At 70.6% G+C, this 17,220-nt stretch carries 16 protein-coding genes and 1 tRNA gene; 11 read left to right on the forward strand and 6 right to left on the reverse strand.

Annotated elements, in window-relative coordinates; translation table 11 throughout:
• Nucleotides 1-247 precede the first annotated feature (247 nt).
• From AGRA3207_RS19380 to AGRA3207_RS19405, 6 genes are all read left to right on the forward strand, one after another.
• Entirely contained in the window at nt 248-409 is a 162-nt protein-coding gene (locus tag AGRA3207_RS19380; RefSeq protein ID WP_231336132.1) for a hypothetical protein, read from the forward strand.
• Complete coding sequence (locus AGRA3207_RS19385) at nt 406-1,206, forward strand: DUF2637 domain-containing protein (protein ID WP_231336133.1); 801 nt, start codon at nt 406-408, stop codon at nt 1,204-1,206. The genes AGRA3207_RS19380 and AGRA3207_RS19385 overlap by 4 nt, the downstream gene beginning before the upstream one ends.
• Nucleotides 1,203-1,550 carry a hypothetical protein gene (locus AGRA3207_RS19390; RefSeq protein WP_231336134.1) on the forward strand — a complete coding sequence of 116 codons (348 nt, stop codon included), beginning with the start codon at nt 1,203-1,205 and terminating at the stop codon, nt 1,548-1,550. Before AGRA3207_RS19385 ends, AGRA3207_RS19390 begins: the two co-directional genes overlap by 4 nt.
• 138 nt (nt 1,551-1,688) lie before the next feature.
• Nucleotides 1,689-3,044, forward strand: coding sequence for a replication initiator (locus AGRA3207_RS19395; protein WP_231336135.1), 1,356 nt, complete (start codon nt 1,689-1,691; stop codon nt 3,042-3,044).
• On the forward strand, nt 3,041-3,274 hold the full coding sequence (locus AGRA3207_RS19400; protein WP_231336136.1) for an excisionase family DNA-binding protein: 234 nt from the start codon (nt 3,041-3,043) through the stop codon (nt 3,272-3,274). Before AGRA3207_RS19395 ends, AGRA3207_RS19400 begins: the two co-directional genes overlap by 4 nt.
• Nucleotides 3,274-4,626 (forward strand): tyrosine-type recombinase/integrase, encoded by a 1,353-nt coding sequence (locus tag AGRA3207_RS19405; protein WP_231336137.1) that lies wholly within the window; start codon nt 3,274-3,276, stop codon nt 4,624-4,626. The genes AGRA3207_RS19400 and AGRA3207_RS19405 overlap by 1 nt, the downstream gene beginning before the upstream one ends.
• A gap of 89 nt (nt 4,627-4,715) precedes the next feature.
• Here the strand turns inward: AGRA3207_RS19405 and AGRA3207_RS19410 are convergent.
• Nucleotides 4,716-4,789, reverse strand: a tRNA-Gly gene (locus AGRA3207_RS19410).
• A gap of 88 nt (nt 4,790-4,877) precedes the next feature.
• Here AGRA3207_RS19410 and dcd point away from each other — a divergent pair.
• Nucleotides 4,878-5,453: a dCTP deaminase gene (gene dcd / locus AGRA3207_RS19415; protein WP_231336138.1), complete on the forward strand. Its 576-nt coding sequence runs from the start codon at nt 4,878-4,880 to the stop codon at nt 5,451-5,453.
• Between the two features lie 11 nt (nt 5,454-5,464).
• Here the strand turns inward: dcd and AGRA3207_RS19420 are convergent, their stop codons facing one another.
• Entirely contained in the window at nt 5,465-6,220 is a 756-nt protein-coding gene (locus AGRA3207_RS19420; RefSeq protein WP_231336139.1) for a ZIP family metal transporter, read from the reverse strand.
• A 423-nt stretch (nt 6,221-6,643) separates the two neighbouring features.
• On the reverse strand, nt 6,644-8,752 hold the full coding sequence (locus tag AGRA3207_RS19425; RefSeq protein ID WP_231336140.1) for a (Fe-S)-binding protein: 2,109 nt from the start codon (nt 8,750-8,752) through the stop codon (nt 6,644-6,646).
• 259 nt (nt 8,753-9,011) lie between these two features.
• Here AGRA3207_RS19425 and AGRA3207_RS19430 point away from each other — a divergent pair, with 259 nt between their 5' ends.
• Entirely contained in the window at nt 9,012-9,593 is a 582-nt protein-coding gene (locus AGRA3207_RS19430; RefSeq protein ID WP_231336141.1) for a TIGR03086 family metal-binding protein, read from the forward strand.
• Nucleotides 9,594-9,691: 98 nt separating this feature from the next.
• Here the strand turns inward: AGRA3207_RS19430 and AGRA3207_RS19435 are convergent, their stop codons facing one another.
• Nucleotides 9,692-10,900: an acetyl-CoA C-acetyltransferase gene (locus AGRA3207_RS19435; protein ID WP_231336142.1), complete on the reverse strand. Its 1,209-nt coding sequence runs from the start codon at nt 10,898-10,900 to the stop codon at nt 9,692-9,694.
• A gap of 123 nt (nt 10,901-11,023) precedes the next feature.
• Between AGRA3207_RS19435 and AGRA3207_RS19440 the strand changes: the two genes are divergently transcribed.
• Nucleotides 11,024-12,565: a 3-hydroxyacyl-CoA dehydrogenase gene (locus AGRA3207_RS19440; RefSeq protein ID WP_231336143.1), complete on the forward strand. Its 1,542-nt coding sequence runs from the start codon at nt 11,024-11,026 to the stop codon at nt 12,563-12,565.
• A 47-nt stretch (nt 12,566-12,612) separates the two neighbouring features.
• Here AGRA3207_RS19440 and AGRA3207_RS19445 read toward each other — a convergent pair whose 3' ends face one another.
• Together AGRA3207_RS19445 and AGRA3207_RS19450 are read right to left on the reverse strand one after the other, a co-directional pair.
• Nucleotides 12,613-13,692: a CU044_5270 family protein gene (locus tag AGRA3207_RS19445; RefSeq protein WP_231336144.1), complete on the reverse strand. Its 1,080-nt coding sequence runs from the start codon at nt 13,690-13,692 to the stop codon at nt 12,613-12,615.
• A gap of 2 nt (nt 13,693-13,694) precedes the next feature.
• Entirely contained in the window at nt 13,695-14,297 is a 603-nt protein-coding gene (locus AGRA3207_RS19450) for an RNA polymerase sigma factor (RefSeq protein ID WP_231336145.1), read from the reverse strand.
• 418 nt (nt 14,298-14,715) lie between these two features.
• On the opposite strand from AGRA3207_RS19450, the gene dnaK reads away from it, so the two are divergent.
• On the forward strand, nt 14,716-16,581 hold the full coding sequence (gene dnaK / locus AGRA3207_RS19455; RefSeq protein WP_231336146.1) for a molecular chaperone DnaK: 1,866 nt from the start codon (nt 14,716-14,718) through the stop codon (nt 16,579-16,581).
• Nucleotides 16,578-17,198: a nucleotide exchange factor GrpE gene (gene grpE / locus AGRA3207_RS19460; protein WP_231336147.1), complete on the forward strand. Its 621-nt coding sequence runs from the start codon at nt 16,578-16,580 to the stop codon at nt 17,196-17,198. Before dnaK ends, grpE begins: the two co-directional genes overlap by 4 nt.
• Nucleotides 17,199-17,220 lie beyond the last annotated feature (22 nt).

Consider the following 17,220-nt stretch of genomic DNA (forward strand, 5'->3'; position numbering starts at 1 on the left):
GGCCGGTCGCTCCTTCTCTCTTCCCTTCCTCCTCTGGCTCGGCGTGAGCCCTCATCGCGCCGCGTCCTACCCGATCCATGCCCGAAACCGGCCCTGGAGGCTGCCCGATGGTCGCCCACATCCGTCCTCTTCGTCCCCGTCCTAGGCTCGTCGCTGTCCCGGCCCCTTCGTCCCCGTCCTCGCCGTCCCCCGGCTCGTCCCGGTTGGCGGCGGTGTCGTCCTGGGACGTGTGGCCGGTCGGTATCGAGTGGGACGAGTTCCGCTCTCTCACATCGCCCGGTGCCAGCGCTGCGCCGAGTCGTTCGCCTCGTCCCGCGCGGCCGAGGTGGACGACTGGACCGACGGACACCGCTGTGACCCGGAACTGGCCGCGCTGCTCGTCCTCGTCACCGAGCGGCGGGCGGCATGACCCGGCGGATCTTCGAGGCGCTGGCCGACTCGGGGCCGGTCGTGGTGCTTGCGGGGATCGCGGCGGCCGGGTCGTTCACCCACATCCGCGACACCGCCACCGAACACGGCCAGCGCGGGTGGATGGCCTGGGCCATCGCGGTCTGCATCGACCTCACCTGCGTGATGGCGGCCGGGGAGCGTCAGCGCGACAAGCGCACCGAGCGGAGGGCGGGGCGGTTGTCGTGGCCGACGCTGGTCCTGGTCGGCGGCATCCTGCTCTCGCTGGCCGCGAACCTTGCACAAGCCGATCCGACCACGTGGGGCTGGATCACCGCGGGCACTCCGGCGGGCGCCTTCCTCGTCGCGGTCTCCATGCTGGAACGCCGCAAGGCCGGCACTTGGGCGGCTGTTCGCCCCTCGCCGGTGCCGGACTCGTTCGGCCGTCCGTCCTCGGCGGTCTCCTCGTCCGACTCGTCCTCGTCGCGGTGGATCGTGTGGGAGGAGGACCGTCCCAGCTCCCCTACCTCCCCGGTCGTCCTGGACGAGCCGGACGGCCAGACATCCATCCCCGTCCCTGTCGAGTCGGCACCCACCGCATCGTCCCCGTCCCCACCTGCCGAGTCCTCGGCGGGGGTTGAACCGGCGGGGCCACTGGTCGACTTCGCACGCCGTGTCGCCGCCGAACACCAGACCGAACACGGACGGCCGATCACCCGAGACATCCTCCGTGCCCGGCTCGGCGTGTCCAACCAACTCGCCTCCGACCTGCTCCGGCAGGTCCGCACAGATCAAGCCCACAGCGAGGCGACCGCGTGAATCACGATCAGAAGGTCACCATGCCTGCCCTCGTCTCGAACACCGACGACCAGTCACGCCCCGACAATGAGGCTGCATGGCGGCTGCGCTGTCGTGCCTGTGACGTCACGAACCACGGGCTCACCTGGGTGTCGCTGCTCACGCGCCGGGGCGGCCCCTCTTGCTCGGCCTGCGGCTCCGACCAGGTGACCGCGCAGGACTCGGCGACGGGATCGGCCGTCGCCTTCCCTCGTCCGCTCGTCTCGGTCGGCGAGTGGTGGCAGTGCTGCAACTGCGGCGGAACCGGCCTGGACTCCTACGGCGACACCTGCCCGCACTGCTCGGGCCTCGGCAACTGCCAGTGATCTGAACGCCCCCGGCGTGACCGCTCAACCGCCAAGTCACGCCGTCACGTCGGGGGCCATCCCCTCATCCGCACGAAACGGCTAGGAGATCCCTTCATCGTGCCTCACCCGGTCCTCACACCGCAGGACGCCCGGCTGATGGCAAAGATCATCGACCGGCCTGACTTCGAGCGCTGGGCCGCTCGTGCTCGCGCTACCGGCGGCTGCTCTCAGCCAGTGTTCCTGACCGGCACCGTGAAACACGTCCACACCGGCACCGGCGAACTACTGCACCACTACTCAACCGACACCGAACCGGACGGCGCGCTGCCGGTGGCCTGCAAAACCCGCCGTGCCTCCCGCTGCCCTGCCTGCGCCGAGATCTACCGCGCCGACACCTACCAGCTCATCCGCGCGGGCCTTGCCGGTGGGAAGGGCATCCCGGAAAGCGTCTCCGGCCATCCGGCCGCCTTCGTCACACTGACCGCGCCCTCGTTCGGTCCCGTCCATGCGCGGCGCGTGCGCAACGGCGAACGGGTCGAGCGCTGCCACCCTCGGCGGGGCGCTAGGCCGTGCCCTCATGGCGTGGTGGCCTCCTGCGGCGTTCAACACTCCGAAAACGATCCTCGGCTCGGTGAACCGCTGTGCGCCGACTGCTACGACTACGCCGGGTCGGTGCTGTTCAATGCGCTGGCGCCGGAACTGTGGCGGCGCTTCACGCTGGCGCTGCGGCGCTACCTCGCCAAGTCGGTCGGGCTGACGCAGAAGGAGTTCCGAGAGACGCTGGCCGTCTCCTTCGCCAAGGTGGCCGAATACCAGCGTCGGGGCGTCGTCCACTTCCACGCCGTCATCCGCTTCGATGGTCCCGGCGGTCCGGCCACACCTCCACCCGATTGGGCGAACGTCCAACTCCTGGGGGACGCCGTCCGGCACGTGGCCAGCGCCGTATCGGTCGCCACTCCGGCGGCACCCGGTATCCCGGCGCGGTCCCTGACCTGGGGCGCGCAAGTCGACGTCAAGACCATCACCAGCTCGGGCACGCTCACGCAGCAGGCCGTAGCGGGCTACATCGCCAAGTACGCCACCAAGGCCGCCGAATGCGTCGGCACCCTGGACCGACGTCTTCTGCCCACTGACGACCTGGCCGCGTTGCCGATCACCGCACATGCCCGGCGGCTCATCAGCGAGTGCCTGCGCTTGGGTGCCCTGGAGGAGTTCGCAGACCTCCGGCTCGCCCAGTGGGCTCACATGCTCGGCTTCCGGGGCCACTTCTCCACCAAGTCCCGCCGGTACTCCACCACCCTCGGCGCGCTGCGAGCCGCTCGCATCGCCTTCGTCCGCGAGCAGTCCCCCGGCTGGCTACCACCCGACGACCAGGACCCTGCCCTGATCCTCGCCATCGGCGAATGGCGCTTCCAAAGCCAGGGCCTTTCGCGCGGCGAAGCGCTCGTCACCGCCGCACTCACCGGAAGACCCCTACCTCCTCCGGTCACTGCGAACGGGAGTTCCGCATGAGCAACGCACCTCACCCGATCGGCCTCGACGAGCGGCTACTGACCGTCGAGCAGGCCGCCGTGTTCCTCAACACCAGTCCGCGGTTCCCTCGTCGGCTCGTGGCCGAACGCCGCATCCGCTTCGTCAAGGTCGGGCGTTTCGTCCGCATCCCCGAATCCGCGCTCCGCGAGTTCGTCTCCGCTGGGCTCGTCGAGCCCATGACCGCTTCCGACGTCTGGAGGGCCGCCTGATGGCCAAGGGAAACAAGCCGGGTCACCGCCGCTTCGGCAACATCCGCAAGCGCGCCTCCGGCCGGTATCAAGCCAGCTACATCGGGCCGACCGGGCGGCGGCACTTCGCTCCCCAGACCTTCGAGCGCAAGAGCGAGGCTGAACGCTGGCTGTCGCTGGTCGAAGCGCAGGTCTTCAGCGGCGACTGGACCGACCCTGACCGTGCCAAGGTGCGGCTCGGGGACTACGCCGCGAAGTGGATCGAACAGCGGCCGAACCTGCGTCCTCGCACGGTCGAGTTGTACCGCTGGCTACTCAAGAAGCACATCGCGCCGCACCTCGGCGGCGTGCAGCTCGGCAAGCTCAGCACGGCCATGATCCGCGACTGGCGGACGACGCTCCTGGAAGCCGGGGTGTCGGCGAGCATGACGGCTAAGGCGTACCGGCTGCTGCGGGCGGTGCTGATGACGGCCGTTGTCGAGGACCGGGTTCTCACCCGCAACCCGTGTCAGGTCCGCGGGGCCGGTACCGAGCACGCGGCCGAGCGACCGACGCTCACGGTCGCCCAAGTCTTCGAGCTGGCGGAGCGGGTGGGCGCGCGCCCGGTCGGCAACGTCCGCAAGCTGGACAGCGATGAGTACCGGCTGCGCTACCGGGTCAAGGACGGCGTCATGCGGCGCTTCCCGCAGACCTTCGCGACGCGTACGCAGGCCGAGCGGGTTCTCTGGAAGCTCGCCGAGGATGGGCACGCGGACGTTGTCCGGGACGACCGGCTACGCGCGTTCATCCTGCTGGCTGCCTTCGCGAGCCTGCGATGGGGTGAGGTGACCGCGCTGCGGCGGTCCGACATCGACACCGTCAAGAGAACCGTTCGGGTGCGTGCTGCCTACGTCGAACGGGCCAACGGAGAGATGATCCTCGGCCCCACCAAGTCCCGGGCGGGGCTGCGCACGGTCTCGATCCCGGCTGCGATCGTGCCGGACCTGGTGGCGCACCTGGAAAAGTACGTCCGGCCAGAGGCAGAGTCGCTCGTCTTCACCGGCCTGAAAGGCGGGCCACTGCGACGGAGCGGCTTTAACAAGATCACGCGCTGGAGCCACGTCGTCGAGGCGCTCGGAGTGCCGACCCTGCATTTCCACGATCTTCGGCACACCGGCAACTCGCTCGCGGCCGACATGGGCGTCTCACTCAAAACGCTCATGACCCGGATGGGCCATGACAACGAGCGGGCCGCGCTGCGCTACCAGCATCGCTCGGACCGGGCTGACCGCGTGATCGCGGACGGCCTGGACGCCCTCGTCCAAGCGGAGCGGCAGGCAGCGGACGACGAGGAGGGTGAGGGATCGGCGGGGGCGCTGGTTCCGGTGGCTTAATTGCCCGCTAATTGCCCGGCAGTGTAAATGTGACCGGAACGACTAAGGCCCAGGTCTGGGGATCATGTCCCTGGCCTGGGCCTTTGTGGTGGAGCGGGTGACGGGAATCGAACCCGCGCTGTCAGCTTGGGAAGCTGAAGTTCTACCATTGAACTACACCCGCGTGAGGCGGTGTGGGTGGCCGCCGCTCGGACATCGTACCGGATAGTCGGTGTGCGCGGGCGGGGGGCGGGAGCGGTAGCTTTTCTGACGTGCTGCTCTCCGATCGCGACATCAGGTTCGAGCTCGAGTCCGGGCGGGTGAAGATCGACCCGTATGAGCCGGGCATGGTCCAGCCGTCCAGTGTGGACGTGCGGCTGGACCGGTACTTCCGGGTGTTCGAGAACCACAAGTATCCGCACATCGACCCTGCCGTGGAGCAGAGTGATCTGACACGGCTGGTGGAGGTGGAGCCGGACGAGGCGTTCGTGCTGCATCCCGGGGAGTTCGTGCTCGCGTCGACGTACGAGGTGTTCGGGTTGCCGGACGATCTGGCGGCGCGGCTGGAGGGGAAGAGTTCGCTGGGGCGGCTGGGGCTGCTCACGCACTCGACGGCGGGGTGGATCGATCCGGGGTTCGGCGGGCATGTGACGCTGGAGCTGTCGAACGTGGCGACGCTGCCGATCAAGCTGTGGCCGGGGATGAAGATCGGGCAGATGTGCCTGTTCAGGACGAGTTCCCCCGCGGAGTATCCGTACGGGTCGGAGAAGTACGGGTCGCGCTATCAGGATCAGCGGGGGCCGACGCCGTCCAGGTCTTATCTGAACTTCCATCGGACTCGGGTCTGAGGGCCCCGGCGTCAGCCTGCTACGCCGACGCTGAAGACCACGGCGACCAGGCCGAGGCCGGTGGCGCAGAGTGTCATCACGCGTGGGTGGCCGCTGTGCGCCTCGGGCAGGATCTCGGCGGCGGCGAGGTAGAGCAGGACGCCGCCGAAGACCCCGAGGTAGGGGCCGAGGACCGCGTCCGGGACGGACACCAGCAGCGTGAGCGCGGCCCCGACGATCGGGGCGGCGGCGTCGGCGATCAGCAGGATCAGGGCGGGGCGGCGGTCGTCGCGGTTCAGCGACGCGGCGGTGAAGGTGTTGAAGCCGTCGGCGAAGTCGTGCGTGATCACTGCGAGGGCCACGAACACGCCGGTCTCCATGCCGGACTGGAAGCCGAGGCCGATGCTGAGGCCGTCGACCAGGCTGTGCCCGACGAGCGCGCAGGCGGCCAGCAGCCCGGCCTTTCCCTGCGGTGCCCCATGCGAGTGGCCGCCGGGGTGGTCGTGCGGGGCGTACTCGTTCTCGTGGCCGCGGTGGATCGCGACGGCCTGCTCGACCACGTGCAGCAGCAGGAATCCGCACGCGAAGCCGATCATCGGTGCGGGGACGCCGAAGAGGTGGTCGTGGGTCATCTCCAGCGATTCGGGGATCAGGTCGAACGCCACGACGCCCAGCATGAGTCCGCCGGCGAGCCCGAGGACGAGGTGCCGGTGGTCGCGGACGCGCATCGCGGCCAGACCACCGGTGAGCGTCATCAAGAACGCCAGAAGGGACACGAGCACGGCCATCCCCGGTTCATACCAGTCCGAGGGCCTACAAAGCACCATGAACCGCTACAGAACGCTTGACTTCCCATGAAAACCCCGTGTACCCCAAGGCCCGGAACTCATGGAATGTCACATCCGAAAATCCGCCACCTCCAGACACCGCGTCTACGGCGTCCTAGGGTCTTGTCCTGTTTCTCGAGCTGATCGAAGCGTGCTGCGCTGGCCGACGCGCCGTAGCACGGAGGCGCGCGGCGCTCCGGTTACTGTTTGTGCCTCAGCGACGGGTTCGGCGTTGCGATCGCGGTCCGAGGGCAGGTGCGAGCGGAGCGAGGACCTGATCGCGCAGCGAGCCGCCAGGCGGGTTCGGAGCGATGCGGCGATCGCCGCGGTGCCCGTTGAAGGGAGGGCCGCCAAGGCCGGGCCGCCGAGGGCACCGCAATGAAGTCAGCTTTTGATCGAGCGGATCAGGAGTTGGGAGACGTCGACGACCTCCAGTGTCTCCTTGGCGTCGCCCGAGTTCTTCTTCTCGTTGATGGCGTCGCCGAGCATGACCAGGCAGAACGGGCAGGCGGTGGAGACGGTGTCGGGGTCGGTCTCGAGTGCTTCGTCGACGCGTTCGGTGTTGATGCGCTTGCCGATGCGCTCTTCCATCCACATGCGGGCGCCGCCGGCGCCACAGCAGAAGCCGCGGTCCTTGTGGCGGTGCATTTCGCGGGTGCGGACGCCGGGGACGGTGGCCATGATGTCGCGCGGCTGCTTGTAGACCTTGTTGTGGCGGCCGAGGAAGCAGGGGTCGTGGTAGGTGATGTTCTCCTCGATCGGGGTGACGGGGGTGAGTTTGCCCGTCTCCACCAGGTGGGCGAGGAGCTGGGTGTGGTGGACGACCTCGTACTCGCCGCCGATCTGCGGGTATTCGTTGGCGAGGGTGTTGAAGCAGTGGGGACAGGTCGCGACGATCTTCTTGGCGCCGGCCTCGTTCAGGGTCTCGACGTTCTGCTGGGCGAGCATCTGGAAGACGAACTCCATGCCGAGGCGGCGTGCGGGGTCGCCGGTGCAGGCTTCCATCGGGCCGAGGACGGCGAATTTGACGCCGGCGATGTGCAGGAGTTCGGCGACGGCCTTAGTGGTCTTCTTGGCGCGGTCTTCCAGGGCGCCGGCGCAGCCGACCCAGAAGAGGTACTCGGTGTCCTCGGGGAGTTTCTCGTCGACGATCTCGACCTCGAAGTCGAGTTCCCCGATCCATTCGAGGCGCTTCGTCTCGGACATGCCCCAGGGGTTGCCCTTGTTCTCCAGGTTCTTCAGCATGACGCCGGCCTCGGACGGGAACGAGGACTCGATCATGACCTGGAAACGGCGCATGTCCAGGATGTGGTCGATGTGCTCGATGTCGACGGGGCATTGCTCGACGCAGGCGCCGCAGTTGGTGCAGGACCAGAGGACGTCGGGGTGGATGACGCCGTCCTCGGCGACGAGTTCCTTGTCGACCTGCATGGCGAGCTTCTGCTCGTCGGTGAACTTCTCGCGCTGTTCTTCGGAGGCGGTGAAGTAGGGCGCCTTGGCGAGGGCGTGGTCGCGCAGTTCGAGGACGAGCATCTTCGGCGACAGGGGCTTGCCGGTGTTCCAGGCGGGGCATTGCGACTGGCAGCGTCCGCACTCGGTGCAGGTCGCCATGTCGAGGAAGCCCTTCCAGGTGAAGTCCTCGATCTTGCCGCGGCCGAAGACGTCCTCGTCGGGGTCGGCCTCCTCGAAGTCCAGGGGCTTGCCGCCCGACATCATGGGCTGGACGGCGCCGAGGCCGTCCGGGCGGCGCTTGAACATGACGTTCAGCGGCGCGAGGAAGATGTGCAGGTGCTTGGAGTGGACGACGAAGACGAGGAAGATCAGCGCGACGGCGATGTGCAGCAGCAGGCCGACGGACTCCAGCACTTCGAGGGTGTCGTGGCCCAGGCCGTCGAAGAGGTGGCCGACGGCGTAGGAGAAGTAGGCGCCTTTGCCGTAGGCGAGGTTGCCGCTGGCCCATGCGACGCCCCGGAAGAAGAACATCGTCCAGATCACGTTGAAGATCATGAAGAGCGTGATCCAGGCGCCGCTGAGGTGGGAGCCCTTGAAGCGGGATTTGCGTCCGATGCGCTGGGGGGAGTTCTTGACGCGGATCGCGGTGAAGGTGATCAGGCCGGCGGTGCAGGCGAGGGCGATGGTGTCCTGGACGAAGCCGATCGGGCCCCACGTCTGGAGCCAGGGGATGTGCTCGTCCAGCCCGAACAGCAGCGCGACGGCCGCTTCCAGGTAGACGGTGGCGAGGAGGAAGAACGCCCACATGACGGCAGCGTGCGCGGCGCCCGCGACCGACCATTTCAGCAGTTTGCGCTGGCCGAGGACCTCGGTGACCTGGTCTTCGATGTCGGCCTTGGGGTCACGCTTGACCTGGAGCACCCGTTCGGGGTCCGGCTGGCCGCTCTTGGCGATGGCGTAGAGGAACAGCACCCGCCGCCCGGCGAGCGCCAGCGCGACCGCCGTGCCGGCGAGCCCTATGACCAACGTGATCCAGAACACTGTTCCGTCCTCCTGGGGTACGGGCGATGGCAGTCAGCGTAGAACCGGCGTCGGAACGCGCGTCATCCGGGGCCCGAATACTACTCGGTAGTAGCTTATGCGTGGCTCCCGCAGGTCAGCGGAAGACCGCTGCCGGGGGACGCGCGATCGCCCTCTCGCGGTCGTGTCATGCCCACACCCTAGAGATTAGGCGCGCCGATGAATATCGCGCGGCCCCGGAGTCCACACCGGGAACACACGTACCGCTGAGGAGTGACCGATGACCTCTGCCCCCGATCTCGCGCCCGCCGCCCGGCGGCTGGGCCTCCTGCTCGCCGGTGTGCGCGACTCGCAGCTGGCCGCGCCGACGCCCTGCGTGGAGTACACGCTCGGTGATCTGATCGACCACGTGGGCGGACTGTCCAAGGCGTTCACCTGGTCGGCCGAGAAGAACTGGCCGGACGTCCCGTCCACCGGCCCGTCCGGCGACGCGTCCCGGCTCGCCCCCGACTGGCGCGCCCGCATCCCCGAGCAGCTCGACGCGCTCGCCGCGGCCTGGACGGTCCCGGACGCCTGGCAGGGCATGACCAAGGCCGGAGGCGTGGACCTTCCCGGCGAGGTCGCGGGACGGGTCGCGCTGAACGAGATCGTCGTGCACGGGTGGGACGTCGCGCGTGCGAGCGGGCAGCCCTACGAGCCGGGGCGGGATGAGATCGACCTGTGCATGGAGCTCGTGGGACCGGCCGCGGGACAGCCGGACGGACCGTTCGGCCCGGTCTTCGCGACCGCGGAGGACGCCCCGCCGCTCGACCGGCTGATCGGGCTGACCGGGCGCGACCCCGCGTGGACCCCGCCCGCCTGACCCGCGTCACCTCGGCCCGGCCGGACCGGCCGCCTGACCCGCGTCACGCCGTCCGGCCGGACCGGCCGCACCGGTCCGGCCGGGGCGTCAGGGTGTGGTCACACCCGCTCGAAGACCGCCGCGAGGCCCTGGCCGCCGCCGATGCACATGGTCTCCAGGCCGTAGCGGGCCTCGCGGCGCCGCATCTCGCGCGCGAGCGTCGCGAGGATGCGGGCGCCGGTGGCGCCGACGGGGTGGCCGAGGGAGATGCCGGAGCCGTGGACGTTCACGCGGTCCCAGTCGTCGTCCTTCAGGCCCCACTCCCGCGCGACGGCCAGCACCTGCGCCGCGAACGCCTCGTTCAGCTCGATCAGGTCGATGTCGGACAGCGACAGGCCCGCCGCGTCCAGCGCCTTGGCGGTGGCGGGCACCGGGCCGATGCCCATCGTGCGCGGCGGGACGCCGGCGCGGGCCCAGGAGACCAGGCGGACGAGCGGCCGCAGCCCCAGCTCCTCCGCGCGCTCCGGGGTCGTGACGACGCACGCGGCGGCCGCGTCGTTCTGGCCGCTGGAGTTGCCCGCGGTGACGGTCGCGGCATCGTCGGATTTGCCGAGGACGGGACGCAGCTTCGCCAGCCCCTCGACGGTGGTGTCGGGACGCGGGTGCTCGTCGGTGTCGACGACCGTGTCGCCCTTGCGGGACCGGACGGTCACCGGGACGATCTCCTCGGCGAAGACCCCGGACCGCTGGGCGGCGACGGCGCGCCGGTGGGAGCGGACGGCCAGCTCGTCCTGCTCCTCGCGTCCGATGCCGTACTCGCGCCGCAGGTTCTCGGCGGTCTCCAGCATCCCGCCGGGCACGGGGTGGCTCGCGCCGCCGGCGGTGACACGGCCGCGCGCGAGGGAGTCGTGCAGGTTCAGGCCGGGGCCGCGGATGCCCCAGCGCGCCTCGGTGGTGTAGAAGGGCGCGCTGCTCATGCTCTCCGCGCCGCCCGCGATGATCACGTCGCTGACGCCCGTCTGGACCTGCATCGCGGCGTAGACGACGGCCTGGAGGCCCGACCCGCAGCGCCGGTCGATCTGGAGGCCGCCGACCTCGACGGGCAGCCCGGCGTCGAGCGCGGCGACCCGTCCGATGGCGGGGGCGTCGGACGTCGGGTAGCAGTGGCCGAGGATCACCTCGTCGATCGCGTCGCCGGGCAGCCCGGTCCGCTCGACGAGGGCCGTGATGACGGTGGCGGCGAGGTCCACGGCCGGGACGGTCTTGAACACCCCGCCGAACCGGCCGATCGGGGTACGCAGCGGCTCGCAGATCACCGCGTCGCGCATGATGTGCTCCTCAAAGTCCGGGTCAGGGGCACTTGGCAGGTTACGACGTCGCCGCGCCGGGCCGGACGGCGGGCTTCCACCAGGCAGACGGTTGAATGGGTCGGACGAGCGAGGAGGGCGGCTATGGAGCAGTGGGCGCGGCGGGTCTCGACGGTGCGGGTGATCGGCGCGGGGGCCATGGGGCGCGGGATCGCGCAGTGGGCGGCCGCGGGCGGGCTGACGGTGGAACTGGCCGACGTGCGCCCGGAGGCGGTGGCCGAGGCGGTGGACTACGCGGGGGCGATGTTCGCCCGGCTCGCGGCGAAGGGACGGATGTCCGCGGACGACGCGGAGGCGGCCGCGGGGCGGCTCCGGCCCGTCGGGGAGCCGCTGACGCCGTTCCAGAACTGCGACCTGGTAGTGGAGGCCGTCCGGGAGGACCTGGAGACGAAGCGGGAGCTGTTCGCGGCGCTGGAGCGGGTCGTCCCGGCGCACACGGTCCTCGCGACCAACACCAGCTCGCTGCCGGTGACGGCGATCGGCGCGACGATGTCCGACCCGTCCCGGCTGGCGGGGCTCCACTTCTTCAACCCGGTGCCGCTGATGCGCCTGGTCGAGGTGATCCCCGGCGCGCGGACGGCCGGCTGGGTCGCGGACGCCCTGGCGGACCTCGTGCGGCGCCTCGGCCACGAGCCGGTCCTCGCGCCGGACGCGCCGGGGTTCCTGGTCAACCACGCCGGGCGCGGGCTGGTCACCGAGGCGTTGCAGATCCTGTCGGAGGGCGCCGCGGAGCCCGCGGACATCGACCGGATCGCGCGGGACGTCCTCGGCCTGAAGATGGGCCCGTGCGAGCTGCTCGACCTCACCGGGCTGGACGTGTCGCAGCCGGTGATGGAGAGCATCTGGACGGGCTTCTACACCGAGCCGCGGTTCCGCCCGTCGCGTCTCGCACGTGCGCGTGTGGAGGCGGGGCTCCTCGGACGCAAGACGGGCGAGGGTTTCTACTCGTACGTGGACGGCGCCAAGCAGGAACCGGCGGAGGTCGCCGCGCCGGACATCGAGGCGCGTCCGGTCTGGATCCATGACGGGGAGCCCGGCGTCAGGGAAGGGCTGGGGATGCTGCTGTCCGAGGGCGGCGTGGAGGTCGAGTCCGGGGACCGGCCGTCCGCTGAGGCGGTCGTGCTCGTCGCGCCGTTCGGACGGAGCGTCGTGGACACCGCCGAGGGTCTTCCCCTTGAGCGGACCCTGGGCGTGGACCCGTTCGGCGGGTTCTTCACCCGCCTCACCGTGTCCGTGCACCCGGGCGTCGACAGGGAGGCGGGGCGGGCGGGGCTGGCCGCGCTCGTCGCGACGGGACGGGACGTCAGCGTCGTCCGGGACGCGCCCGCGACCGTCGCGCAGCGGCTCCTCGCCTCGGTCGTGAACGTCGGCTGCGGCATCGCGGAGCAGCGGCTCGCCGCCCCGGCGGACATCGACACCGCCGTCAGGCTCGGCCTCGGCTACCCGCGCGGGCCGCTGGAGTGGGGCGACAACGCGGGCGCCGGGCGGGTGCTCGGCCTGCTGCGCGGCCTGCACGCGGCGACCGGCGACCCGCGTTACCGTCCGAGCGGCTGGCTGGCCGAACGGGCGGCGCTCGGCCTCCCTCTCGCGAAGGCCGGCACCGCCCCGTCCGACCTGACGGGCTGACGGCGCGACGGCCGGCGGCGTGACGGGCCGTCGGCCCCGCCGCCTCGTCAGGGGAGCGCGGGGACCCGCGGCCCGTCGTCGGTCCAGCCGACCTGGAGGTACACGGTCGTCCCCGACTTGCTCCTCAGCTTCGCGAGTTCCCCGGTCTGCGCCACCGACGCCGACAGGACCAGGGAGGTCCGCGGGTCGATCACCAGGCGGGTGACGGGACCGCGGTCACCGCTCTGCAGGACGAGGCCGATCCCCTTGCGTCCGCGCTCGTCGGTGGTCCTGCCGATGACCTTGACCGCCGGCATGGTCGCCAGCGCCCGGTAGGCGGCCCCCCGGACCTTCGGCGCGGCGGGGACGTCCGCCAGCAGCCCGGCGAGGCACTGCTGGACGAAGCCGTTCCGCGCCGCGGCGGGCACCGGGCCGTCGTCGTTGTTCCGCATGGCGTCCACGACGGCGTCCTTGAGGGCGGCGGGCTCGGCGGGCAGCGCCCGCACCTGCGCGAACGACATCTCCTTGTCGCACACGGTGAAGGTGCCCGGCCCCGTGACCTTGTTTACCTCACCGGGCCGGGGACCGCTGTGGACGATGATGTGGGCGCCGTCCACCGTGTCGCCCCTGCCGAGGTCCCAGCTGGTGGGCGAGCCGTCGCGCTTCCACGCCGCCGCGTCCGCCTGTGTGGAGGGGCGGGCGCCCACGTCGCGGAAGCCGGAGGCGGAGCGTCCGCTGCGCAGCGTCCACGTCTCCGTCACGGACCGCTTGTCCACCCAGTAGCGGTTCCCCTTCGGCCCCACCTGGACGGGCCTGGACATCAAGGTACGCAGATGCCAGTACCGGCCCGTGGCGGGCGCCGCCTCGGCCTGCTTCGCCGCGGAGAGCAGCACGGCCTGCGCGGACATCGGACGGGCCTCCACCGGGTCGGGCGCGCGCGGGGAGGTCCCGGACGACAGCAGCAGCACGCCCGCGACGCCCGCCGCGGCCGCGGCCACGCCGATCCCGCCGAAGAGCGGCAGGCGCGGCAGCGCGGGACGGCGGCGCCGGTCTCGGATCTCCGCGGTGAGCCGGCGCCGGCCCGCGGCTGCGGCCTCGCCGGAAGGTTCCTCGTCGAGCAGGGTGGCGATCATCTGGAGTTCGTCCATGGTCATGCTCCTTCGGTGTCGATCTCGTGGGCGGGCAGTTCGGCGCGCAATCTCCTGCGCGCGCGGTTGAGGCGGGAGCCGACCGTCCCGTACGGGATGCCGAGGACGGTGGCGATCTCCTCGTGGGTGAGCTGGCCCAGCGCCTTGAGGAGCACGACGTCGCGGTCCTTGCGCGACAGCCCGGCGAGCGCGCGGGCGAGCGCGGGCTGCATGCGCTCGGCGGTCACGGAGGTGGTGACGCTGTCCTCGTGGCCGCCGGGGTCGGGTTCGGGGCCGAGGCGGGCGAGGGCCCGGTAGCGGCGCGTCTCGACCCGCCGGTGCTGGGCGATCAGCTTGGTCGCGAACCCGAACAGCCACGGGCGGACGGCGCCGCGCCCGGGGTCGAACGCGGCGCGGCGCCGGAACGCGGCGAGGAACGTCTCGGCGACGACGTCGTCGGCGGCGTCGCGTCCGAGACGGCCCGCGACGTAGCGGTACACGGCGGCGAAGTGCCGGTCGTAGACGGCGGTGAACTGCTCGGCGTCGTCGAGGGACGCGGCGACGAGCCCGGCGTCGTCGTCCTCGCGGGTCCCGCCGGGCCGGGCGAGGCGGGGCGGGGCGGTCACCCGTCCGCCCCGCTGATGGGGTCGGGCATGAAGAACCTCCGGGGGTCGGTGTCATCCTGTACTCCGCCCCGCCCCCCGATCACTTTCACGCCCGCCGGACGGTCACCGCCGCGGCGTCCCCTCCCGTGAGGTCACGCACACCGGACCGACCCCCATCTCCGCAAGCCCGGGGAGGGGAAGACGGGCGACGACGTGACGGAGTCCGGGAACCGGAATAGGTCGCTCAATCGTCCTGTTGAGGAGAACGTCAGCAAAGTTGAGTCGGGTCGGCTCAAGTCATTTGACAACGAGTTCCGCGCCCGGCACCCTTGCAGCAGAGACCGGCATCCTTGCGAGCAGAGACTCGGCCGGGCGCAGGACCCAGGGGGACGCGGCCGGAACGTGATAACCGGCACGGAACGACGGAGGACGAACAGACATGGCATCACGTGCGGTCGGCATCGACCTCGGGACGACCAACTCGGTCGTCGCGATCCTGGAGGGCGGCGAGCCCACCGTCATCGCCAACGCGGAGGGGTCGCGGACCACGCCGTCGGTGGTCGCCTTCGCCAAGAACGGTGAGGTGCTGGTCGGCGAGGTGGCCAAACGCCAGGCGGTGACCAACGTGGACCGGACGATCCGCTCGGTCAAGCGTGAGATGGGCACCGACTGGAAGACCACCATCGACGGCAAGGACTTCACCCCCCAGCAGATCAGCGCGTTCGTGCTGCAGAAGCTGAAGAGGGACGCCGAGTCCTACCTCGGCGAGACCGTCACCGACGCGGTCATCACCGTGCCGGCGTACTTCTCCGACCACCAGCGGCAGGCCACCAAGGAGGCCGGGCAGATCGCGGGGCTGAACGTCCTGCGCATCATCAACGAGCCCACCTCCGCGGCGCTGGCCTACCACCTGGAGAAGGAGAACGAGGCGACCATCCTGGTCTTCGACCTGGGCGGCGGCACGTTCGACGTGTCCCTGCTGGAGGTCGGCGACGGCGTGGTGGAGGTCAAGGCCACCAGCGGCGACAACCACCTCGGCGGCGACGACTGGGACCAGAAGATCGTCGACTGGCTGGTCGAGAAGTTCAAGAACGCCAACGGCGTCGACCTGTCCAAGGACAAGATGGCGCTCCAGCGGATCCGCGAGGGCGCCGAGAAGGCCAAGATCGAGCTGTCCGGGTCGTCGGAGACCACGATCCACCTGCCCTACATCACCGCCTCGTCCGAGGGGCCGCTGCACCTGGAGGAGAAGCTCACCCGCGGCGAGTTCCAGCGGATGACCTCCGACCTGCTCGACCGGACCAAGGCGCCGTTCCACTCGGTGCTCAAGGACGCCGGCATCTCGGTCGACGGCATCGACCAGGTCGTCCTGGTCGGCGGCTCGACCCGCATGCCCGCGGTGTCGGAGCTGGTCAAGGAGCTGACCGGCGGCAAGGAGCCCAACAAGGGCGTCAACCCCGACGAGGTCGTCGCGATCGGCGCGAGCCTGCAGGCGGGCGTGCTGAAGGGCGAGGTCAAGGACGTCCTGCTGCTGGACGTGACGCCGCTGAGCCTGGGCATCGAGACCAAGGGCGGCATCTTCACCAAGATCATCGAGCGGAACACCACGATTCCGACCAAGCGCTCGGAGACCTTCACCACGGCCGACGACAACCAGCCGTCGGTGGAGATCCAGGTCTACCAGGGCGAGCGCGAGATCGCCGCGTACAACAAGAAGCTCGGCACCTTCCAGCTCACCGGCCTGCCGCCGGCGCCGCGCGGCGTCCCGCAGATCGAGGTCACCTTCGACATCGACGCCAACGGGATCGTCAACGTCTCGGCGAAGGACCAGGGCACCGGCCGCGAGCAGTCGATGGTCATCACCGGCGGCTCCGCGCTGCCCAAGGACGACATCGAGAAGATGATGCGCGACGCCGAGCAGTACGCCGAGGAGGACCGCAAGCGCAAGGAGGAGGCCGAGGTCCGCAACCAGGCCGACACCCTGGCCTACTCCACCGAGAAGTTCCTGCGGGAGAACGACGAGAAGGTCCCCGCGGAGCTGAAGACCGAGGTGGGCGACGCGGTCGCCGAGGTCAAGAAGGCCCTTGAGGGCACCGACGTCGACGCGATCAAGTCCAGCGCCGAGAAGCTCGCCCAGGTCAGCCAGAAGATGGGCGCGGCGATGTACGCGCAGAACCCGGAGGGCGCGCAGCCCGGCGGCGAGGACCACGGCCCGACCGCCGACGCGCAGGCCGGTGACCAGGACGACGAGGTCGTCGACGCCGAGATCGTGGACGAGGACAAGCCGAAGGGTGACGCGTCGTGACGACCTCCCCTCATGAGGGCGAGGAGAAGGAGGGCCCGGTGATCCGCGACAAGCGGCGCATCGATCCCGAGACGGGCAAGGTCCGGGAGACCGGCGGCACGCCGGCCCCCGAGCCCCAGGCCAAGGGCGGCGCCGCGGCCTCGGACGCCGGGGACTCCTCGCTCAAGACGCAGCTGGCCGAACGCCTCGCCGACCTCCAGCGGCTCAAGGCGGAGTACGACAACTACCGCAAGCGCGTGGAGCGCGACCGGGTCGCCGTCCGCGAGCAGGCCCTCGGGCAGGTGCTGTCCGAGCTGCTCCCGGTGCTGGACGACATCGGCCGGGCCCGCGACCACGACGAGCTGACCGGCGGGTTCAAGTCCGTCGGCGACCGGCTGGAGGCGGTCACGGGCAAGCTCGGCCTGGAGCGTTACGGGCAGAGGGGCGAGCCCTTCGACCCGACCGTGCACGAGGCGCTCATGCACTCGTACTCGGCGGACGTGACGGAGACCAGCGTCGCGGACGTCCTCCAGCCCGGCTACCGGATCGGTGAGCGGGTCCTGCGCCCCGCCCGCGTGGCGGTGGCCGAGCCCGACCCGAACGGCGGCTCCGGCGAGGAAGCGGCCGGCGAAGAGTGACCTCCTGGCCCGCGCCAGGGGG

The organism is Actinomadura graeca (assembly GCF_019175365.1).
In the GTDB taxonomy this organism is placed as follows: Bacteria; Actinomycetota; Actinomycetes; order Streptosporangiales; family Streptosporangiaceae; genus Spirillospora; species Spirillospora graeca.